We start from the raw sequence: 18,381 nt of genomic DNA on the forward strand, positions 1-18,381 counted from the left end.
CTCGCGGTCATGCTCACGCCGTGCATCGGCGACACCAGCAATATCCTGAATGCCGCATCGACCCCGATCACCCACAACAAAAAACCCCGCCGGCATCACCAGCGGGGTTCTCGAACTTCGTCTGATCGTGGGTTCGATCAGATCCGCTGCATCGTCCAGGAGATGATCTCGGGCACGATGGAGTTGAACGCCGCGTCGAGCGAGCGGACATAGGTCTCGTTGCCCGTTCCGGCGACCGGCGCGGTGCCGGTGAAGACGCGCTGGGCGACGACCGTGCCGTCCCGGTCGTTGATGAGCCGTATCGAGAGCTCCACGGCCGCACGCGGCGAGCCATAGGCCAGCACCTCGAAGCTGCGGATGTTGGTCAAAAGCTGGAAGTCGATCGCAAGCCCGTCACCCGAGCGGCCAACGCCGCCGAGCTGACCGGTGTTCTCGAAGGCTTCGACGAGCTTCGACTCGACGATACGCGGCAGGCGATCGTTCCACTGCGAGTTGGTGAGGTACTGCACCTCCGAATCCGAAACGCGCACCACGATCTGCTCGCTGTCGAGCAGCTTCAGCGCGCTCGGCTCCTGGATAAGCAGCTGGCGCCGCGCGGCCGCCGGCACGGATGGCGCGGCAGGTGGCGAGGTCAGTGCGAACGTGTCGTTCGGGGTCGAAAAACCGGGAAGGCCGGCGCAGCCCGAAAGCGCTGCTGCAACGGCGACGATCGATAGAAAACGCTTCAGCAAACGAAAAATCCTTTCATCAAAAGGCAGTCGGCGCCGCACTCGGCGGCTGCCGGAAAAAGGGAGTGGCCCTCGGTAACGCACCGCGTTCAAAGGGCCTGTCTTGCTGTCCGTTTCGCATCAGCGGCGCACCCGGCCGTCGAACTGCTGCACGTCTTCGCCGCCAAAGATCAGGCGCTGAGGATTGCGCTCGATGGAGGAGATGCTGCGCTCGATCCGGTTGATAGAACGGCGCGTCTCGACGATGAGCGATTCGACATCGCGCAGGCCGCTGTTGGAGAAGCGCTCCAGGTTCTCCGCGATCGGCCCCACGCGTCCGTTGATGTTGTCGGCGACCTGGCGGAACGACGTGATCGCAGCCTCCGCTTCGGCCAGCAGGTTGGAGGCATCGCCCTCGCCCAGGAACCCATCGACCTTGGCAAGCACACCGTCGACGCGCACCGAAGCCGCGTTCAGGCGGTCCGCCATCTGCGTGACGTCGGAGATGAAAGCGTCGATGTCGTCCTCGCGCTCGGCGAAGTTGCCCGTCAGGCGGCGCGTGTCGTCGGCTGCCTGGCGCACGCTGTCGCTCGCGGACGCAATGTCGGTCAGCGCCTGGTTCACCTGCGTGGAATCGATCGCCGAAGCGAGTTCCGAGAACGACTGGACGGCCTGCTGCACGTCGGCGAGCAGATTGGCGACGTCGCCTTCCCCAAGCGCCGTGTCCACTTTGGCCACCACGCTGTCGACTCGGGTCGAGGCGGCGTTCAGGCGGTCGGCCATTTCCGTCACGTCGCTGATGAAGCGGTCGACATCTTCGCCGCGGGCGTTGAAGCGCTCGGTGATCTGCGCCGTGTTCTCGATCGCCGCACGTGCGTCGGCACTCGCAGCCGAGATGTTCTCGACAAGCGTGCCAACCTGCTCTGCATCGACGCTGGCGATGATCTGATCGACATTTCCGATGATCTGGTCCACCCGTGCGATCGAGGCGCCGGCGGTCGTGGCGAAAGTCTCGAATGTCGCGGCCGTATCGCGGAAGCTTGCGACCACTTCCGTTACGTCGCCTGAAGCGACGGAGAGATTGGCGGTGACGGTGTCGACATTGGTGAGGATCGAATCGATCTTCTGCCCGTCGATCGAGGTCATCAACTGCTCGGCCGCCGCCATGGTCGTGTCGAGCCGGCCGGAAAGACCGTCGAATGTCTGTGACAGCGCACCGACGCTCTGCAGGAACTGGTCGATATTGTCGGCATTGTCCGTCAGCGCACGCGAGAAGGTTTCGGTGTTGCGCAGCGTGTTGGTCAGCGGCCCCCGTGCATCCACGACGAAGCCCTCGATTTCTTCCACAACGTCATTGGCGCGCGTCAGAATCTGATCGGCCGTCGACAGAAGGTTCGTCACGCTCGACGGATCTGCCGTCAGCTGTGCCGGCACGCCGCTGTCGATGGCTTCGAGCAGGATGCTCTGCTGGCCAGGCGTCTGACCGGCGCTGAGCTCGATATAGGCCGCACCCGTCAGGCCCTGGATTTCCAGAATGGCTTCCGTGGCCTCGGTCACCGGCGCATCGGCGCGCACGTCGGTCCGCGCCACGACGAAGCTTGCATCGTTCTCGTCGATCGTCAGTCCGCGCACGGAACCGACAGAAATGCCGTTGAACCGCACCGGCGATCCTACGCTCAGGCCGTTGGCCGAGCCTGGGATGCGCACGTTCAGCGGCGCCGTTTCGCTCTGGTTGCCGTAATTCGTCATCCAATAGACGAATCCGAAGGAGGCGACGAGCACGAGGACCGTGAACAGGCCGACAATGGCGTAGTTGGCTCTTGTTTCCATACTGCTTCTATCCGTTCATCGTTCCGGCTTCAGCGCCGGCTCGGTTCGGCTGTCCGTCGTCGCGGACGATCGAACGCGCCCGCTTGCCGTGGAAATAGGACTGGATCCATTCGTCGTCGAAGGCCAGCATCTCTTCGATCGTGCCTTGCGCCTTGACCTTCTTGTCCCCCAGCACCGCGATACGGTCGCAGACGGAAAACAGGCTGTCGAGGTCGTGGGTCACCATATAAACGGTCAGACCCAGTGTATCGCGCAGGCGCGCGATCAGTTCGTCGAATTCCGCCGCGCCGATCGGGTCCAGGCCCGAGGTCGGCTCGTCGAGAAAGACCAGGTCGGGATCAAGGGCCAAAGCCCGCGCCAACGCCGCGCGCTTGATCATGCCGCCCGAAAGCTCCGAGGGGTATCTGTCCGCCGCCTGCGGCGCGAGGCCCACCATCTCGATCTTGAGCATGGTGAGTTCGTCCATCAGCGATTGCGGCAGATCGAGATATTCCCGCATCGGCACCTGGATGTTCTCCCGCACCGTAAGCGACGAGAACAGCGCACCCTGCTGGAAGAGGACGCCGAGCCGCATGTCGAGCGCCATGCGCTCCGCATCGGAAACGGTCTCGTAGTCGTGCCCGAGGATCCAGATCTTGCCACTCTGGCGCGGCAGGAGCCGCAGCACGGCGCGCATGAGCACCGACTTGCCCGTGCCCGAAGGCCCGATGAAACCGAGGATCTCACCGCGATAGATGTCGAGGTCGAGATCCTGCAGCACGGTGTTGCTGCCGAAGGAGACATTGACCCCGCGCACGGAAAGAACCGTGTTGCGGTCGGCCCCGCTGGCACCCGTCGCCTTCATGTCTGTCTGGTCGGACATCGGCGCTCCTCAGAAATCGATCGCGGCGTAGAAGATGGCGAACAGGCCGTCGACCAGGATGACGACGAAGATCGCCTTTACCACCGCCGCCGTTACGTGGCGGCCGAGCGATTCGGCGCTGCCGCCGACCTTCATGCCTTCCACCGAGGCGACGATGCCGATGATCAGCGCCATGAAGGGCGCCTTGATCATGCCGGCAATCAGCGTCGAGACGTCGGCCGCTTCCTGCAGGCGGGCCAGGAACGTGTCGGGCGTGATCCCCGAGTAGCTCCAGGCAACGACGCCAGCGCCGAAAAGGGCCGAGAAATTGGCGATGACCGTCAGAAGCGGCAGCGCGATCGTCAGCGCCACGAGGCGCGGGAAAATCAGCACGCCGATCGGGTTGAGGCCCATCACCTTCAGCGCGTCGACCTCTTCGCGCATCTTCATCGAGCCGATCTCGGCCGTGATGGCGCTGCCCGAACGGCCGGCGATCATGATCGCAGTCAAAAGCACGCCGATCTCGCGAAGCTGCAGGATGCCGACAAGGTCGACGACGAAGAGTTCGGCGCCGAAATAGCGCAGCTGGAACGCACCCTGCTGCGCGATGATCGCGCCGATCAGAAACGACATCAGCGCGATGATCGGAACGGCGCGCACGCCCATATGGTCGATCTGCGAGACGATCGCGGCCGGTGATACGGGGGCGTTCTTCTCCAGCTTCTCCTGCGCACCGCGCACGGCCGAGCCGAGAATGAACAGAGCCGCGACGATGTCGTCGAACACGGCATAGACGATCTTGCCGGTCGGCGTGAACAGACGCTCGAAAAGCGGCACCGCCTCTTTCGGCGTGCGCCCGTCATGCAATTCTTCCGGCACGGCGACGAGAAGCGCCTTTTCCGTCTCGTCTGCGCCTTCCACCGAAAACCCGATACGCTTGGCACGCATCTGAGCCTGCAGGCGGCGCACGAGCCAGGCACCAGCCGTGTCGATCTGCGTGACGGCGCTCATGTCGACGATGACGGCGCGCGCGTCGGTCTTCTCGTGAAACTCGGTTAAGGCAGCGTTTACCTCTTTCACCCCATGGTGGCGCCAGTCGTCGGACATCGCCAGCCGCACGGTACCGTCTGCCTCGTCACGAATGTCGAGGCGCGCCCTGCCCATGATGCTGGTATCCGCGCCGCGCACAGAATTGCGCGCAGCTGCGTGATCCGCATGTTCGGGACTGACGACTGCATCTACCATTCGCGAAGCCTTATCCGCTCAGTTCTTCACTGTCACGCGCACATGACACCGGGTCACAAGCGTTTGAACAGTCGTTGTGTCTTTTTTGAAACCGGCGTTGCCCGCCTGCATCTGCAAGAGCTTATGGACGCTGCATTGACCGGCCCGCGAGGTGGCACGCAATGCCCATTAGCGCAAGAAACGCCATTGCCACGAATGCGGTTCCACCGAATCGGTCGAACAGATAGCCGGACACCACCATCGACGTTGCCATGGTGGAGCCGCTGACCATAAAAAACAGGCCTTGCGCGCCCGCTTCCTTCTCTTCGCCCACATACATCACGATCAGCCGCTGCATGCCGAGAAACACCACCGAAAAGCTGCCGGCGTGCAGCAGCTGCATGGCGAAATACCAGCCTGCACCGAGATCGATGGGAAAAACCGCCCAGCGCAGAGCGGCGACCAGCCCGCCCGCGACGATGAGACGGGTCACGTCGATATGGCCGATCAGGCGACGCGACATCTGGAAGAGCGCGACTTCGGCAATCACGCCCGTTGCCCAGAGCGCGCCGATCACCGTGCCCGAATAGCCGAGCTGGCCCCAGTAGATGGCCGAAAAGCCGTAGAGCATCGCGTGGCTGGCATGGATCGTCGCCCCGCCGATCAGCATCACCACGAAGGGCCGGTTGGCAAGCAATCCCGCCTGCCCGCCGCCCGCAAGCGCCGAAGGCCGGCGCGGACGCCCGACCCGCGGCACCAGCAGGCTCGCGCCGAACGTCGTGATCTGGCCGAGAATCAGCAACGGCAACACCGCGCCCGCCCCTTGCCGCGCGATCACGTAGCCGCCGATGACATTGGCGACAACGAAGGCGAGCGAGCCCCAGAGGCGGACCCGCGCGTAGTCCGTCCGGTAGCGTCGCACACCCGTGATGGTGATGGAATCGATGATCACCACATGCGGCGCAACCACGATCGCCTGCGCCAGCACCACCACGAGCAGCATCCAGAACCCGTCGACGACGAACAGCAGCGCCGTCACAACGATCGACAGGAATGCGGTGAGGATCAGCACATGCGCCCGGTCGGCTGCGCGGTCTGCGTAAGCGGCGATCAGCGGCGTCGTGAGAATGCGCACGAACATCGGCAGCGACAGCAAAAGCCCGATCTGCCAATCCTCGAGCGACAGCGATTTCAGCCAGACGGGGAAATACGGCAACATGATCCCGAAGGCGAGAAAGGTGCCGAAGAACCCCGCTCCGGCGCGCAGGGCAAAAGCAGGCGGCGCTGTCTCGATCGCCCCGGAACTGCCCCTATCGTCGCCTTGCATCGCCCGCCCTTCGCCCGCAAGCGCCGGCGAAATGCCCAGCCACCGCATGAGATGGCGCGACCGTTACACGAGTCCAGCGGGCTGAGCCAAGCGCCAAACATCGCCAAGCACCTTCGTCGTTTCCTTCGATCCGGCGATCTGCTTCATTGCCTGCGACAGGCGGGGGACGATGTCTTGCTGAGCGACGACGACAAGGTTCAGATCATGAAGTTCCGCGCCATGCTGAAGGTGGCGATCCGCGATCAATCCGACCCGGCCATCCTCGCGAAGCTGCGCCTCGCTTTGTCGAGCATAGAGAAGGCCAGCCGCAATGAAGCTGCCTTTGAGGACGAAACCGAAGCCTTCATGCTCTTCTTCAGCGGCAAGCTGCGCTAAGCCTTCGCTCAGGCCGCCTCCACCTCCCGCAATTTGACCTGGGCAACCGGCGGCGCGAGCAAGGGCGGCGTGGTCGTCGGCGTGGTTTCGGCGCGCAGCACCCGCCACGTCAGAAGCGTCATCTCGCCGTCGAGCGTCTCGCCGATCGCAGTACAGCTCTCCACCCAGTCGCCGCTGTTGATATAGGTGATCCCGTCCATGTCCTCGATCGCAGCATGGTGGATGTGACCGCAGATCACCCCGTCGACCTCGTGCCGGCGCGCTTCTTCTGCCACCACCTTCTGAAATTCGCCGATGAAGTTCACCGCCTGCTTCACCCGGTGCTTCGCCCAGGCAGAAAACGACCAGTAGGGCATGCCGATCCGGCGCCGCAGCATATTCAGGACGATGTTGATGCCAAGCGCGGCGTCATAGGCCCAGTCGCCAAGATAGGCGAGGAAGCGCGCATGGCGCACCACCACGTCGAACTCGTCCCCATGCAGCACGAGATAGCGCTTGCCGTCGGCCGCCTCGTGGATCGTGTTGGTCTTCACCTCGATCCCGCCGAAATGGATGCCAGGAAAATCGCGCAGGAACTCGTCGTGATTGCCGGGAATGTAGATGATGCGGGTGCCCTTGCGCGCCTTGCGCAGAAGCTTCTGCACCACGTCGTTGGCATCCTGCGGCCAGTACCAGCTGCGCTTCAGCCGCCAGCCATCGACGATATCGCCGATGAGCACGATCGTCTCGGCCTCGTGATGCCTGAGGAAATCGAGCAGATGGTCCGCCTTGGCCGACTTCGAACCAAGATGCACATCGGAGATGAAGAGCGTTCGAAAGCGGCGCACGGCGGCTTCATTCGTGTCCTGTGACATGTCGCATCCTCTGGCTTCATGCGCCCGGATAATCAGAGTCCTGTTTCAGTTGGATGACATCGGCCCGAAATCGCGGAAACATCATCGTGTGACTGGACAGCGGGGACACGAATCCGCAAGACACTCCGGACCATCGCGCGGGCGGGCGAAGCGGCGCGCCCCGCGCCATCTTATTCGGCAGGCAGGACGACAGGGCGCTATGACTTCGAAGGATCTGAACGGACCCAAGACGGAACGCAACACGCCGGCTTCCGGCGATCTCGACGAAAACGCGCTGTTCTATCACCGCTATCCGCGCCCCGGTAAGCTCGAGATCCAGGCGACCAAGCCGCTTGGCAACCAGCGCGACCTGGCGCTTGCCTATTCGCCGGGCGTGGCCGCACCCTGCCTCGCCATCCGCGACAATCCTGATCGCGCCGCCGACTATACGAGCCGCGCGAACCTCGTCGCGGTTGTCTCTAACGGCTCCGCCGTGCTCGGCCTCGGCGCCATCGGCCCGCTCGCTTCCAAGCCGGTCATGGAAGGCAAGGCCGTCCTCTTCAAGAAATTCGCCGGCATCGACGTCTTCGACATCGAGATCGACGCCCAGGAAGTCGACCGCATGGTCACGGTCATTTCCGCGCTCGAGCCCACCTTCGGCGGCATCAATCTGGAAGACATCAAGGCGCCGGAGTGCTTCGAGGTCGAGCGCCAGCTGCGCGACAAGATGGACATTCCGGTCTTCCACGACGACCAGCACGGCACGGCGATCATCGTCGCAGCCGCGATCCTCAACGGCCTGGAACTCGCCGGCAAGTCGATCGAGAACGTCAAGATCGTCACCGCGGGTGCCGGTGCCGCCGCACTGGCCTGTCTCAACCTTCTAGTCGCGCTCGGCGCCAGGCGCGAGAACATCTGGGTCCACGATCTCGAAGGCCTCGTCTATGAGGGCCGCACCGCGCTCATGGATGAATGGAAGGCCGTCTACGCCCAGCCCTCCGACAAGCGCAAGCTCGTCGAATCCATCAGCGGCGCCGATGTCTTCCTCGGTCTGTCCGCAGCCGGCGTCCTGAATGCCGAGATGCTGGCCGACATGGCCGAGAAGCCGCTCATCCTGGCTCTGGCCAATCCCACGCCGGAAATCATGCCCGACCAGGCGCGCGCCGCCCAGCCAGATGCGATGATCTGCACGGGCCGGTCGGATTTTCCCAACCAGGTCAACAACGTCCTCTGCTTTCCCTACATCTTCCGCGGCGCACTCGATTGCGGCGCCCGCACGATCAACGAGGAAATGAAGCTCGCCGCCGTGCGCGCCATCGCCGGCCTGGCCCGCGAGGAGCCGTCCGACGTCGCAGCCCGCGCCTATTCGGGCGACACGCCGGTCTTCGGGCCGGACTATCTCATCCCCTCGCCCTTCGATCCGCGCCTTATCCTTCGCATCGCGCCGGCCGTCGCCAAGGCCGCCGCCGAAACCGGTGTCGCCCGCCGGCCCATCGCCGATTTCGAAGCCTATATGGATGAGCTGAACCGCTTCGTCTTCCGCTCCGGCCTCATCATGAAGCCGGTCTTCTCGGCGGCCAAGGTCGCGGAAAAGAAGCGCGTTATCTTTGCCGAAGGCGAAGATGAACGCGTGCTGCGCGCCATCCAGGTGCTTGTCGAAGACGGTCTCGCCAAGCCGATCCTCATCGGCCGCCCGGCGATCATCGACGTCCGCCTGCGCCGCTACGGCCTGCGCGTGCGCGCCGGCATCGATTTCGAGCTGATCAACCCGGAAGACGATCCGCGCTACCGCGACTATGTGGACGAGTATTTCGCGCTTGTCGGCCGCAAGGGTGTCACGCCCGAAGCCGCCCGCACCACGGTGCGCACCAACGCCACCGTGATTGCGGCGCTCGCACTTCGCCGTGGCGAGGCCGATGCACTCATCTGCGGTCTCGAAGGCCGCTATGCCCGCCATCTGCGCGATATCAGCCAGATCATCGGCAAGCGTGAAGGCGTCATCGACTATTCCGCGCTCAGCCTGCTGATCTCGCAGCGCGGCGCCACCTTCTTCACCGATACCTACGTCTCCTACGATCCGAGCGCGGAGGAGCTGGCCGAAACGACCATCATGGCGGCCAACGAAATCCGCCGTTTCGGCATCGAGCCGCGCGCCGCTCTCGTGTCGCATTCCAATTTCGGTTCGCGCGATTCAGCCAGTGCCGAGAAGATGCGCCGCGCCACCGAGCTGGTTCGCAAGCTCGATCCCGAACTTGAGGCCGATGGCGAGATGCATGGTGATTCGGCGATTTCCGCCATCCTGCGTCAGCGCGTCATGCCGAGCAGCAGCCTCACCGGCGAAGCCAACCTCCTGGTCTTCCCGAACCTCGATGCCGCCAACATCACGCTCGGCGTCGTCAAGACGATGACCGACGCGCTGCATGTCGGCCCGATCCTGCTCGGCACTGCCCAGCCGGCCCACATTCTCACGCCGTCCGTCACCTCGCGCGGCGTGGTCAACATGGCCACGCTCGCTGTCGTGGAAGCATCGCAGCCGCAATAGGCCCGTCGCTGATCCAGCCGGCGTCTTGCGCCGGCTGGATTGTGATCTTTATGCGACGAAACAAAATCCGCCCTGCCGCATTAAGGCTAAAACGCGATGTCGCTTGGCGTCCATCGCAGCAGCCGCTAAATTCGGCGGATCAAAACAGGCGGATAGACAATGAGACCGATCGCAACGGGCGTTGCGGCGCTGCTGGCCGGTGCCACCCTGACCTTCTCCACGACAGCGTTCGCTGAAGGGTCGGATATCTGTGCGGCTCTGCACCACGATCTGGCGCTCTCGACCGGCCAGGTGACCAACCCGGCCGTGGACGTGTATCTGGCACAGGCCAAGCAAGCGCTCGGCGAGATCGCAGTCGATCTGCATCACGCCGGCTGCGGCAATTCGGTGATCGTCTATCGCGGTGGCGAAGGCAACGTATGCGGTCCGCTTGAAGCAGAAGCGGCATCGATGGAAGCGGAAATCGCCTTCCTGCAGGAAGAGCGCGATGCGATGCGCCAGTCCGTCATCTATTCCGATCCGGCCTCCATCCGCGCCGAGCTCGCCGCCTATGGCTGCCCAGTCGAGCCGGTTCGCGAGGCCGCGCGTTACAGCCAGTTCCGAACCGCCTCAGCCGATCAGTCGAGCATCACGGAAATCGTGCCTGCAGCGCCGCCTGCACCGTCATCGAACCAGCTGCAGTCGACATTGACGATCCCGGCGCCAGAAGCCCCCGCGCCGATCGTGGCCGAACCGATCATCCCGGCGGAAGACCGTGAACTGGTCGATTTGGACGAGCGGCTGCAGGAGCGCAATGTCAGGGTCGTCGGGCCGCAATTCCTTCCGGACCAATCAAAGGCAATAGATCTGACATCTCCGGTCCCGACGTTCTTCCCGTGATCGCGATGCGCAGCGGCATGAAGAGCTGCCGCCCCTTGCGCCCGGTCGCCGCCTTGAGCTGATCGGTCCACAGCTTCCAGGTCGTCCCGTCCCACGGGCCGGCCGGCGCGCTGTCGAAAGCCTGCCGCGCGAAATCCAGATCCTCGCCGGCGAGTTCCGCATCCCCGTCCCTAGTCGGCCCTTCGGTCACGATGGTCCACCATGCGCCGGCGTCCGACACGAAGTCGAGATTGCCGCGGATCACCTGCCAGAACGCCTCCGCCTTGTCGCCGACGACACCGAGCTCGGCCAATCGCTCCTGCACATCGGCAAATTCCAGCTGATGCACCAGCGTTCGGTTCAGCGCCGTCAATTCTTCAGGATCGAACTTCGCCGCCGACTTCGATGCATTGGCCGGGTCGAACTGCTCCTGCAGCGCATCCATCGAGGGCACGGCTGAAACGCTTTCCGATGATCCGATCAGGATCGCCAGCGAAGCGGCCGACATCGGCTCGAAGCCGCGTTCTCTGAGCGAGCCGAGCGACAGCGCGCCGGTGCGCTTCGACAGCCCCTCGCCGGAGACCGTCGTCAGGAGATTGTGGTGGCCGAATTCCGGCGCCTCTTCGCCCAGCGCATGGAAGAGCGCGATCTGCGCGCCCGTATTCGTCACATGATCGTCGCCGCGGATCACATGGCTGATCCCCATCTCGATGTCGTCTACGACCGACGGTAGCGTATAGAGATAGGTGCCGTCTTCGCGCACCAGCACAGGGTCCGACATGGACGCGAGGTCGACCGTCTGGTGGCCGCGCACCACGTCTTCCCAGTGGATCTCGGTGCGGCGCGTCTCGAACGGGTCGCTCTCGAAATTCGGCAGCAGGAAGCGCCAGTGCGGCGTGCGTCCTTCAGCCTCGAGCGCCGCACGCTCCTCGTCGGAAAGCTTCAGCGCGTCGCGGCCGTAGACCGGCGGCAACCGCCGCGTCAGGCGCAGCTTGCGCTTGCGCTCCAGCTCGTCCGCCGTCTCGTAGCAGGCATAGAGCAGGCCCGCCTCTTTCAGCTTGGCCACCGCCGCGTCGTAGATCGGAAAGCGCTTCGATTGATAGTCGATCCGGTCCGGCGTGATCCCCAGCCACTCCAGATCGCGCACGATCGCCTCGGCATATTCCGGCTTGGAACGTGCCTGGTCCGTATCGTCGAAGCGAAGGATGAACTCGCCGCCATGCTGCTTGGCATAAAGCCAGTTATAAAGCGCGGTCCGCGCATTGCCGATATGGATATATCCGGTCGGCGAAGGCGCGAAACGAACGGCGACGGGCATGCGTTCGAATGTCTTCATGGGAAGTTCGGTTAAAGCGTTTCCCGGTGAAGTGGAAGCCGGTTCACCGTTTGGAAACGCGACAATCAAGAAAAATAGAGCGGTGGAGGGTCTCGAAGAATGCGAAACGGCTCTATTCGAGATCGCCCTACTCCGCAAGGCTGGCCGCCCCGGCGCGATGCTGTGCTTCGGCACTGAACGCACGAAAAAAGCGGGGTCGCCCCCGCTTGCGTCATTCCCGTCTATGAACGCATGCCGCCCAGAGCAAAAAAGCCAGCGCGGCAGGTCGAGATCACGCACCGTGCTGCCAGTACATCCGTGGTCAGCAACGGCGCGTCAATCTCAGTCATCCGCTGTAGGCCACGAAGGCCAAATCAGCGGACATGTCAGGCTAAGGTGCAAATGGTTAACGAAACGTTAACACTGAGCCCTACCCGAGAATTCCTTAGCGTCGAGCGCCTGTCGTGCGCGGCAGCAGGCCTTCGCGCTGTGCCTGCTTGCGGGCCGCCTTGCGAACACGACGGATCGCCTGTGCCTTTTCGCGGGCGCGGCGCTCGGATGGCTTCTCGTAAGCCTGGCGCTGCTTCATCTCGCGGAAAAGTCCTTCACGCTGCAGCTTTTTCTTCAGCGCACGCATGGCCTGTTCGACGTTGTTGTCTCTGACGAGTACTTGCAATGGTGCTCCAATCCCGATCCCGCCGTCGCGGAAACCGGCTATCTTGGAAGTCCTGGAGAGCCCAGGGCATTCCCGTTGAGTTCTTGGCCCGACGAGGCGTTGCTTAACGCCGACCTGCCGCTTTGACAGGGCCCGGAGTGTCCGGGCGGCGCCGACGAGGGAAACGAGTGTCGCTTCGAGGGTCGGACGTCCGTAGGAGGCCAGATGAGGTTGACCGAACAATAATCGGCCATCGTCCCGCAAAAATCGGGCGCGTCATTGGTCTCCATATACGGTCGCCGGCTCAGCAATTCAATGGCGCAGGGGCACTCGACATCATCCGACGCGTGCCCTCCACCGGCGACGCTACCTTCGAACCGACAATCCTATGCTTTTCGTTGGGAGGCACATTGCATTCGTGTCTTTTGAGCATAGATTGCGCCGCATGCAGCCCATCATCGCCGTTTCACGCCTTTCAAAACGATACGATTCCGGTTTCCAAGCCCTGAAGGGCATCGATCTCGAGATTGATCGAGGCGAGATTTTCGCGCTTCTCGGCCCGAACGGCGCCGGCAAGACGACCCTGATTTCCATCATCTGCGGCATCGTGAATGCCAGCGACGGCTCAGTCACCGTCGGCGGCCACGACATCGTGCGCGACTATCGCGCCGCCCGCAGCATGATCGGTCTCGTACCCCAGGAACTGACGACTGATCAGTTCGAGTCCGTTTTCGACACGGTCTCGTTCACGCGCGGCCTCTTCGGCAAAACGCCGAACCCGACCTACATCGACAAGATCCTCAAGGACCTGTCGCTGTTCGACAAGCGCGACAACAAGCTGCGCGAACTCTCGGGCGGAATGAAGCGCCGCGTGCTGATCGCCAAGGCCCTGTCGCACGAGCCCGACATCCTGTTCCTCGATGAACCGACAGCAGGCGTCGACGTCTCGTTGCGCAAGGACATGTGGGAGGTGATCCGCAAACTGCGCGAATCCGGCGTCACGATCATCCTCACCACCCACTACATCGAGGAAGCCGAGGAGATGGCCGACCGCATCGGCATCATCTCGCAAGGGCGGCTTCTTCTCGTCGAGCGCAAGGCCGAACTGATGCGCAAGCTCGGCGTCAAGCAGCTGAAGCTCGAGGTGCGCGAGCCGCTTGCCTCGGTTCCGGAAAGTCTCGCCACCTATAATCTGGAGCTGAACGACGAGGGCCGCACCCTCGTCTACACCTTCGACCGCCAGGGCGAACGCACCCGCATCACCGCCCTGCTCGCCGATCTTCAGCAGGCCGGCATTCGCGTCCGCGATCTGGATACCCATCAGAGCTCGCTCGAAGACATCTTCGTCAGCCTTGTGAAGGAACAGCAGTGAATTTCCAGGCCGTCAAATCCATCTACATGTTCGAGATGAACCGCTGGAAGCGCACGGTGCTGCAGAGCATCATCTCGCCGGTCATCTCTACGTCGCTCTATTTCGTCGTCTTCGGTGCCGCGATCGGCTCGCGCATCGAAACCGTCGGCGGCGTTTCCTATGGCGCCTTCATCGTGCCGGGCCTCATCATGCTGACGCTCCTCCAACAGAGCGTCTCGGCGGCGGCCTTCGGCATCTATTTCCCCAAATTCACCGGCACGATCTACGAACTCTTGTCGGCACCGGTCTCGTTCTTCGAGATCGTGCTCGGCTATGTCGGTGCCGGCGCGACGAAGTCTATCATCCTCGGCGTCATCATCCTCGCCACCGCCGCGCTCTTCGTCGATCTGCGCATCGCGCACCCGTTCTGGATGATCGCGTTCCTGCTGCTCACCGCCTTCACCTTCTCGCTGATCGGCTTCATCATCGGCATCTGGGCAGACAATTTCGAGAAGTTGCAGCTCGTACCGCTGCTCGTGATCACGCCGCTCGTCTTCCTCGGCGGATCGTTCTACTCGATCGATATGCTGCCGCCCTTCTGGCAGAACGTGACGCTGTTCAACCCGGTTCTCTACCTGATCTCGGGCTTCCGCTGGTCCTTCTTCGAAGTATCCGACGTCAGCCTCGTCTGGTCGGTCGCTGCCATCTTCTTCTTCCTGGTGGCCGCCCTTGCCGTCGTCTGGTGGATCTTCAAGACCGGCTACCAACTCAAGAGCTGATACGTCAGTTTCCGGCGCGCTGAAGCGGACCTCTCCGATGAACGCACTTTGGCGATCCGTCTTCGGCCTCCTCGTCGTCACCGGGCTCCTGCTCGGTGCGACACCGCCGCTCGGCAAGGTCGCGACGCTTGCAGGTGCCCCGCCGCTTCTCTGGTCATTCGTCATTTCCTTCGGCGCCGGGGCACTGCTCCTCGCCGGTCTCCTCGCCCGTGGCGGGCGCGTCGGTCTGGGCGCCGCGAAACTGCGCTACTTCTTCCTCGCCGCCATCATCTCCTACGCAATCCCCAACCTCCTGATGTTCTCCGCAGTCCCCCATCTCGGCGCGGGCTACACGGGCATCATGTTCACGCTCTCGCCGGTGCTGACGCTCCTGCTCTCCATCCTGCTCCGCGTACGCAAGCCGAACGGCCTCGGCATGGCGGGCATCGCCGTCGGCTTCGTCGGCGCACTCCTCGTCGCCATCACGCGCGGCGAAGCGAATGAGCCCGCAAGCCTGTTCTGGGTCGCGATCGGCCTCCTGATCCCCGTCAGCCTCGCCGCCGGAAATATCTATCGCACCATCGACTGGCCGAAGGATGCCGGCCCGATCGAGCTCGCAGCCGGCAGCCACCTTGCCGCCGCGCTCGTGCTTCTTGTCGGGCTTCTCATCACCGGTGACATCGCCGCCCTGCCGGTTCTTGGCACGATCCCGCTTGTCGTCGCGGCGCAGGTTGCCAGCGCATCGGCGATGTTCATCTTCTTCTTCCGCCTGCAATCGGTCGGCGGCCCGGTCTATCTCAGCCAGATCGGCTATGTCGCCGCCGCTGTCGGCCTCTTCGCCGGCGTCGTTTTCCTGGGCGAGCGCTATTCGTTGCTCACCTGGATCGGCGCGCTGATCATCGCCGCCGGTGTCGCCATGACGACCCGAGCGCAGAAGGCCGAAGCCTGAAGCCTGAAGCGACCTATCGGTCGCGGAAGCGGTTGGTGATTGGGTAGCGCCGGTCGCGTCCGAAATTCTTGCGCGTGATCTTCACGCCGGGCGCCGACTGCCGGCGCTTGTATTCGGCGATGTAGAGCAGATGCTCGATACGGTGGACGAGTGCCTCGTCATGGCCGCGCGCCACGATCGTTTCCGTCGCCATCTCGCCTTCCACCAGGCACTCCAGAATGTCGTCGAGCATGGCGTAGTCCGGCAGCGAATCCTGGTCCGTCTGGTTTTCGCGCAATTCCGCCGATGGCGCCTTGTCGATGATCGAAACCGGGATCACCTCGCCCGAGGGTCCGCGCGCGCCCTTCGGCTTGTGCGAATTGCGCCAGCGCGAAAGCTGGTAGACCTCTGTCTTGTAGAGGTCCTTGATCGGGTTGAACCCGCCATTCATGTCGCCGTAAAGCGTGGCGTAGCCGACCGACATCTCCGACTTGTTGCCCGTCGTCACCACCATGGAGCCGAACTTGTTGGAAAGCGCCATCAGGATCACGCCGCGGGTCCGGCTCTGCAGATTCTCTTCGGTGATGCCCTCTTCGGTGCCTTCGAACACCGCTTCGAGCGCCGCGGTGAACCCTTCCACCGGCTCGGCGATCGGCACCACGTCGTAGCGCGTGTTCAGCGCCTTGGCGCAGGCCTCGGCATCGGTCAGCGAGCTTTCCGCCGTGTAGCGATAGGGCAGCATCACGGTGCGCACCCGCTCATGGCCGAGCGCATCGACGGCCAGTGCCGTGCAGATCGCCGAATCGATCCCGCCGGACAAGCCCAACACCACCTGCTTGAAACCGTTCTTCTCCACATAGTCGCGCAGGCCGACCATACATGCGGTATAGTCCGCCTCCAGCCTTTCCGGCAGCGGCGCGACCGGTCCCTCCGCGCACCGCCATTCGTCGCCGTCGCGAACCCATTCGGTCAGCGCAACCGTCTCCTCGAACTGGCCGAGCTGAAACGCCAGCCGCTTGTCGGCATTGATCGCGAATGAGCCGCCGTCGAAGACGAGTTCGTCCTGCCCGCCCACCTGGTTGGCATAGAGCACCGGCAGCCCGCTCTCGATGACCTGCCGGATCACGACCTGCTGGCGCACATCCATCTTGCCGCGATAATAGGGCGAGCCGTTCGGAACGAGGATCATCTCCGCGCCGCTCTCCGCCAGCGTCTCGCAGACGGAGAGGTCACCCCAGATGTCCTCGCAGATCGGAATGCCGATCCGCACGCCGCGAAAACCCACCGGTCCCGGCATCGGCCCCGCCTGGAACACCCGCTTCTCGTCGAACTCGCCGTAGTTCGGCAAATCCACCTTGTCGCGCGTCGCCGTTACACGGCCACCGTCCAGCACCGCGATGGAATTGTAGCGGCCATGGTCGTCGCCGCGCGGATAGCCGATGACCACCCCCGGCCCGCCATCCGCGGTATCTTCCGCAAGCGCCTCGACAGCCTGTGCGCACGCCGCGATGAACGCCGGTTTCAACACCAGATCTTCCGGCGGATAGCCGGCGATGAACAGCTCGGTAAAGAAAACGAGATCGGCGCCTTGGGCTCCCGCCTCACGCCGCGCACCCCGCGCCTTTTCCAGATTGCCGGCCACATCACCGACGATCGGATTGAGCTGGACGACGGCAATCTTCAGTCGGTCGGGACGGGACGTCATACGGAACCTGTGCGATTTGGCCTGAACCGGCAGTGTCTTGCGCTGCCCCTTCATAACGGACAGAATGACCTATGGCCAAACCGAAAGAACTGCCGAAACACAGCGATCTTGCCGCAGCCGGCGCGGAAAGCATCAGCGATCGCAAAAGCTTGGATGCTGCGCTCGAAGCAGGCATTGCAAGCGGCGTTTCGTCCAAATCGATCCTTGAGATCGTGGCAGAGCTTAAAGCGTTTCGCAGCACCTGATTGTAGCACCGCACTATCGTCTAACGCGGCGCGCAGAAACGGATTTCTACGCGATTTATATGTTCACTGCCCGGGAGTTCGGAGAGAGGCAGGCTGACCGCTACGCCGACAAGTTGCAACGGGTGATGACGAATCTGCTGCGACATCCTGAAATGGGGAGTGTCTATCGCACGGCCAACGGACAAGACTTTCATCGTCTGCGCTGTGAAAGCCACTGGGTTTTCTATCAAAAAGCTGAAGACGGCGTCTTGGTCGTGCGCATCTTGCATGTCGCGATGAATCTTGAAGATCATCTCACCTGATCACGAGACCCCGAGCGCGTCTTCCCCACGATCCAGCATCAGCGGAATGATCAGGTCTTCCTCGTCTTCCAGGTGCCTGAGCAGGCCTTTGAGCAATTGCTCCGCGTTCTTGGCGTAGTCCTCGCTGCCGTGCTTCAGCGCATCGCCGCCCGATTGAAGCCCACCCAGAAAGCCGCGGGCTGACTGCGCATTGGCGGCAAGCAGATCGTGTATGACGTGATGGTCTTCGTCGAGCAGGTCGAAGCCGTGCTTCAGCCGGGCCTCCGCCGCAGCGAAGACCGGGAAATAATGCTGATCCTCGATCTGGTGATGCCCTTCGAGCTGCGACAGGAAGAAATTGATGCGCGGCACGAACCAGCCGGCAAACGCACCGGCTTCCATGCGGCCTTCGCGCAGATCATGCGTCGCGGTCACGAGGCCGGAACCGAGCTCGCGAAACATGTCGTGGCGCTGCAGCCAGAACGATCCCATCTGGCCGATCGTATGATCCCTTCCCCAGCTTTCCCGCGGATATTTCGAGAGAAGCAGCTTCAGATCGTCGGGCAGGCCGGAACGTGAAAAAAGTGCCAGATCGGGTGTCATCGG

General features: G+C 63.1%; 18 protein-coding genes. 8 read left to right on the forward strand and 10 right to left on the reverse strand.

Annotated features, from left to right (window positions below; translation table 11 throughout):
* Positions 1-137: 137 nt before the first annotated feature.
* The 5 genes from GC125_RS13065 to GC125_RS13085 all read right to left on the reverse strand — a co-directional run bounded on the left by GC125_RS13065 (position 138) and on the right by GC125_RS13085 (position 5,977).
* A complete protein-coding gene (locus GC125_RS13065) occupies positions 138-731 on the reverse strand; it encodes an ABC-type transport auxiliary lipoprotein family protein (RefSeq protein WP_286165505.1) in 594 nt (197 codons plus the stop codon).
* Positions 732-848: 117 nt separating this feature from the next.
* On the reverse strand, positions 849-2,537 hold the full coding sequence (locus GC125_RS13070; protein ID WP_151986042.1) for an MlaD family protein: 1,689 nt from the start codon (positions 2,535-2,537) through the stop codon (positions 849-851).
* 7 nt (positions 2,538-2,544) lie between these two features.
* Positions 2,545-3,399: an ABC transporter ATP-binding protein gene (locus tag GC125_RS13075; protein ID WP_151986043.1), complete on the reverse strand. Its 855-nt coding sequence runs from the start codon at positions 3,397-3,399 to the stop codon at positions 2,545-2,547.
* A gap of 9 nt (positions 3,400-3,408) precedes the next feature.
* Positions 3,409-4,542 (reverse strand): ABC transporter permease, encoded by a 1,134-nt coding sequence (locus tag GC125_RS13080; protein ID WP_151987886.1) that lies wholly within the window; start codon positions 4,540-4,542, stop codon positions 3,409-3,411.
* A 202-nt stretch (positions 4,543-4,744) separates the two neighbouring features.
* The gene (locus GC125_RS13085; protein WP_151986044.1) at positions 4,745-5,977 is read right to left on the reverse strand and encodes an MFS transporter; all 1,233 of its coding nucleotides are present in this window, start codon (positions 5,975-5,977) and stop codon (positions 4,745-4,747) included.
* Between the two features lie 126 nt (positions 5,978-6,103).
* Between GC125_RS13085 and GC125_RS13090 the strand changes: the two genes are divergently transcribed.
* Positions 6,104-6,304: a hypothetical protein gene (locus GC125_RS13090; RefSeq protein ID WP_151986045.1), complete on the forward strand. Its 201-nt coding sequence runs from the start codon at positions 6,104-6,106 to the stop codon at positions 6,302-6,304.
* 8 nt (positions 6,305-6,312) lie between these two features.
* Here GC125_RS13090 and GC125_RS13095 read toward each other — a convergent pair whose 3' ends face one another.
* Positions 6,313-7,158, reverse strand: a complete 846-nt coding sequence (locus GC125_RS13095; protein WP_151986046.1) for a UDP-2,3-diacylglucosamine diphosphatase — start codon at positions 7,156-7,158, stop codon at positions 6,313-6,315.
* Positions 7,159-7,357: 199 nt separating this feature from the next.
* Between GC125_RS13095 and GC125_RS13100 the strand changes: the two genes are divergently transcribed.
* Positions 7,358-9,679, forward strand: a complete 2,322-nt coding sequence (locus GC125_RS13100; protein ID WP_151986047.1) for an NADP-dependent malic enzyme — start codon at positions 7,358-7,360, stop codon at positions 9,677-9,679.
* 159 nt (positions 9,680-9,838) lie between these two features.
* Positions 9,839-10,558, forward strand: a complete 720-nt coding sequence (locus GC125_RS13105) for a hypothetical protein (RefSeq protein ID WP_151986048.1) — start codon at positions 9,839-9,841, stop codon at positions 10,556-10,558.
* Here GC125_RS13105 and gltX read toward each other — a convergent pair.
* Both gltX and rpsU read right to left on the reverse strand, forming a co-directional pair.
* Positions 10,476-11,855, reverse strand: coding sequence for a glutamate--tRNA ligase (gltX, locus tag GC125_RS13110; RefSeq protein WP_151987888.1), 1,380 nt, complete (start codon positions 11,853-11,855; stop codon positions 10,476-10,478). The two genes, GC125_RS13105 and gltX, sit on opposite strands and share 83 nt — an antisense overlap.
* A 442-nt stretch (positions 11,856-12,297) precedes the next feature.
* The gene (rpsU, locus tag GC125_RS13115; RefSeq protein ID WP_151986049.1) at positions 12,298-12,528 is read right to left on the reverse strand and encodes a 30S ribosomal protein S21; all 231 of its coding nucleotides are present in this window, start codon (positions 12,526-12,528) and stop codon (positions 12,298-12,300) included.
* Between the two features lie 424 nt (positions 12,529-12,952).
* On the opposite strand from rpsU, the gene GC125_RS13120 reads away from it, so the two are divergent.
* From GC125_RS13120 to GC125_RS13130, 3 genes are read left to right on the forward strand one after another with little or no spacing between them, the layout of a single operon-like run.
* Positions 12,953-13,879, forward strand: a complete 927-nt coding sequence (locus GC125_RS13120; protein ID WP_151986050.1) for an ABC transporter ATP-binding protein — start codon at positions 12,953-12,955, stop codon at positions 13,877-13,879.
* The gene (locus GC125_RS13125) at positions 13,876-14,637 is read left to right on the forward strand and encodes an ABC transporter permease (protein ID WP_151986051.1); all 762 of its coding nucleotides are present in this window, start codon (positions 13,876-13,878) and stop codon (positions 14,635-14,637) included. Before GC125_RS13120 ends, GC125_RS13125 begins: the two co-directional genes overlap by 4 nt.
* 37 nt (positions 14,638-14,674) lie before the next feature.
* Entirely contained in the window at positions 14,675-15,565 is an 891-nt protein-coding gene (locus GC125_RS13130; RefSeq protein ID WP_151986052.1) for a DMT family transporter, read from the forward strand.
* 13 nt (positions 15,566-15,578) lie between these two features.
* Here the strand turns inward: GC125_RS13130 and GC125_RS13135 are convergent, their stop codons facing one another.
* Positions 15,579-17,249, reverse strand: coding sequence for an NAD+ synthase (locus GC125_RS13135; RefSeq protein ID WP_151986053.1), 1,671 nt, complete (start codon positions 17,247-17,249; stop codon positions 15,579-15,581).
* Positions 17,250-17,320: 71 nt separating this feature from the next.
* Between GC125_RS13135 and GC125_RS20035 the strand changes: the two genes are divergently transcribed.
* Together GC125_RS20035 and GC125_RS13140 are read left to right on the forward strand one after the other, a co-directional pair.
* Positions 17,321-17,494 (forward strand): hypothetical protein, encoded by a 174-nt coding sequence (locus GC125_RS20035; RefSeq protein ID WP_199864568.1) that lies wholly within the window; start codon positions 17,321-17,323, stop codon positions 17,492-17,494.
* Positions 17,494-17,796 (forward strand): type II toxin-antitoxin system RelE/ParE family toxin, encoded by a 303-nt coding sequence (locus tag GC125_RS13140; RefSeq protein ID WP_286165649.1) that lies wholly within the window; start codon positions 17,494-17,496, stop codon positions 17,794-17,796. Before GC125_RS20035 ends, GC125_RS13140 begins: the two co-directional genes overlap by 1 nt.
* On the opposite strand, the gene GC125_RS13145 is transcribed toward GC125_RS13140, so the two are convergent.
* A complete protein-coding gene (locus tag GC125_RS13145) occupies positions 17,797-18,378 on the reverse strand; it encodes a hemerythrin domain-containing protein (RefSeq protein ID WP_151986055.1) in 582 nt (193 codons plus the stop codon).
* Positions 18,379-18,381: the final 3 nt, after the last annotated feature.

Origin of the sequence: Rhizobium sp. EC-SD404, from assembly GCF_902498825.1 — a bacterium.
GTDB lineage: Bacteria > Pseudomonadota > Alphaproteobacteria > Rhizobiales > Rhizobiaceae > Georhizobium.

Excerpts from the sequence above, each read along its gene's own strand:
- GC125_RS13075 (WP_151986043.1), bottom strand. The coding sequence starts at position 3,399 with ATGTCCGACCAGACAGACATGAAGGCGACGGGTGCCAGCGGGGCCGAC.
- GC125_RS13145 (WP_151986055.1), bottom strand. The coding sequence starts at position 18,378 with ATGACACCCGATCTGGCACTTTTTTCACGTTCCGGCCTGCCCGACGAT.
- GC125_RS13135 (WP_151986053.1), bottom strand. The coding sequence starts at position 17,249 with ATGACGTCCCGTCCCGACCGACTGAAGATTGCCGTCGTCCAGCTCAAT.
- GC125_RS13130 (WP_151986052.1), top strand. The coding sequence starts at position 14,675 with ATGAACGCACTTTGGCGATCCGTCTTCGGCCTCCTCGTCGTCACCGGG.
- GC125_RS13100 (WP_151986047.1), top strand. The coding sequence starts at position 7,358 with ATGACTTCGAAGGATCTGAACGGACCCAAGACGGAACGCAACACGCCG.
- gltX (WP_151987888.1), bottom strand. The coding sequence starts at position 11,855 with ATGCCCGTCGCCGTTCGTTTCGCGCCTTCGCCGACCGGATATATCCAT.
- GC125_RS13070 (WP_151986042.1), bottom strand. The coding sequence starts at position 2,537 with ATGGAAACAAGAGCCAACTACGCCATTGTCGGCCTGTTCACGGTCCTC.
- GC125_RS13085 (WP_151986044.1), bottom strand. The coding sequence starts at position 5,977 with ATGCGGTGGCTGGGCATTTCGCCGGCGCTTGCGGGCGAAGGGCGGGCG.
- GC125_RS13095 (WP_151986046.1), bottom strand. The coding sequence starts at position 7,158 with ATGTCACAGGACACGAATGAAGCCGCCGTGCGCCGCTTTCGAACGCTC.
- GC125_RS13120 (WP_151986050.1), top strand. The coding sequence starts at position 12,953 with ATGCAGCCCATCATCGCCGTTTCACGCCTTTCAAAACGATACGATTCC.
- GC125_RS20035 (WP_199864568.1), top strand. The coding sequence starts at position 17,321 with ATGGCCAAACCGAAAGAACTGCCGAAACACAGCGATCTTGCCGCAGCC.
- GC125_RS13080 (WP_151987886.1), bottom strand. The coding sequence starts at position 4,542 with ATGGGCAGGGCGCGCCTCGACATTCGTGACGAGGCAGACGGTACCGTG.
- GC125_RS13105 (WP_151986048.1), top strand. The coding sequence starts at position 9,839 with ATGAGACCGATCGCAACGGGCGTTGCGGCGCTGCTGGCCGGTGCCACC.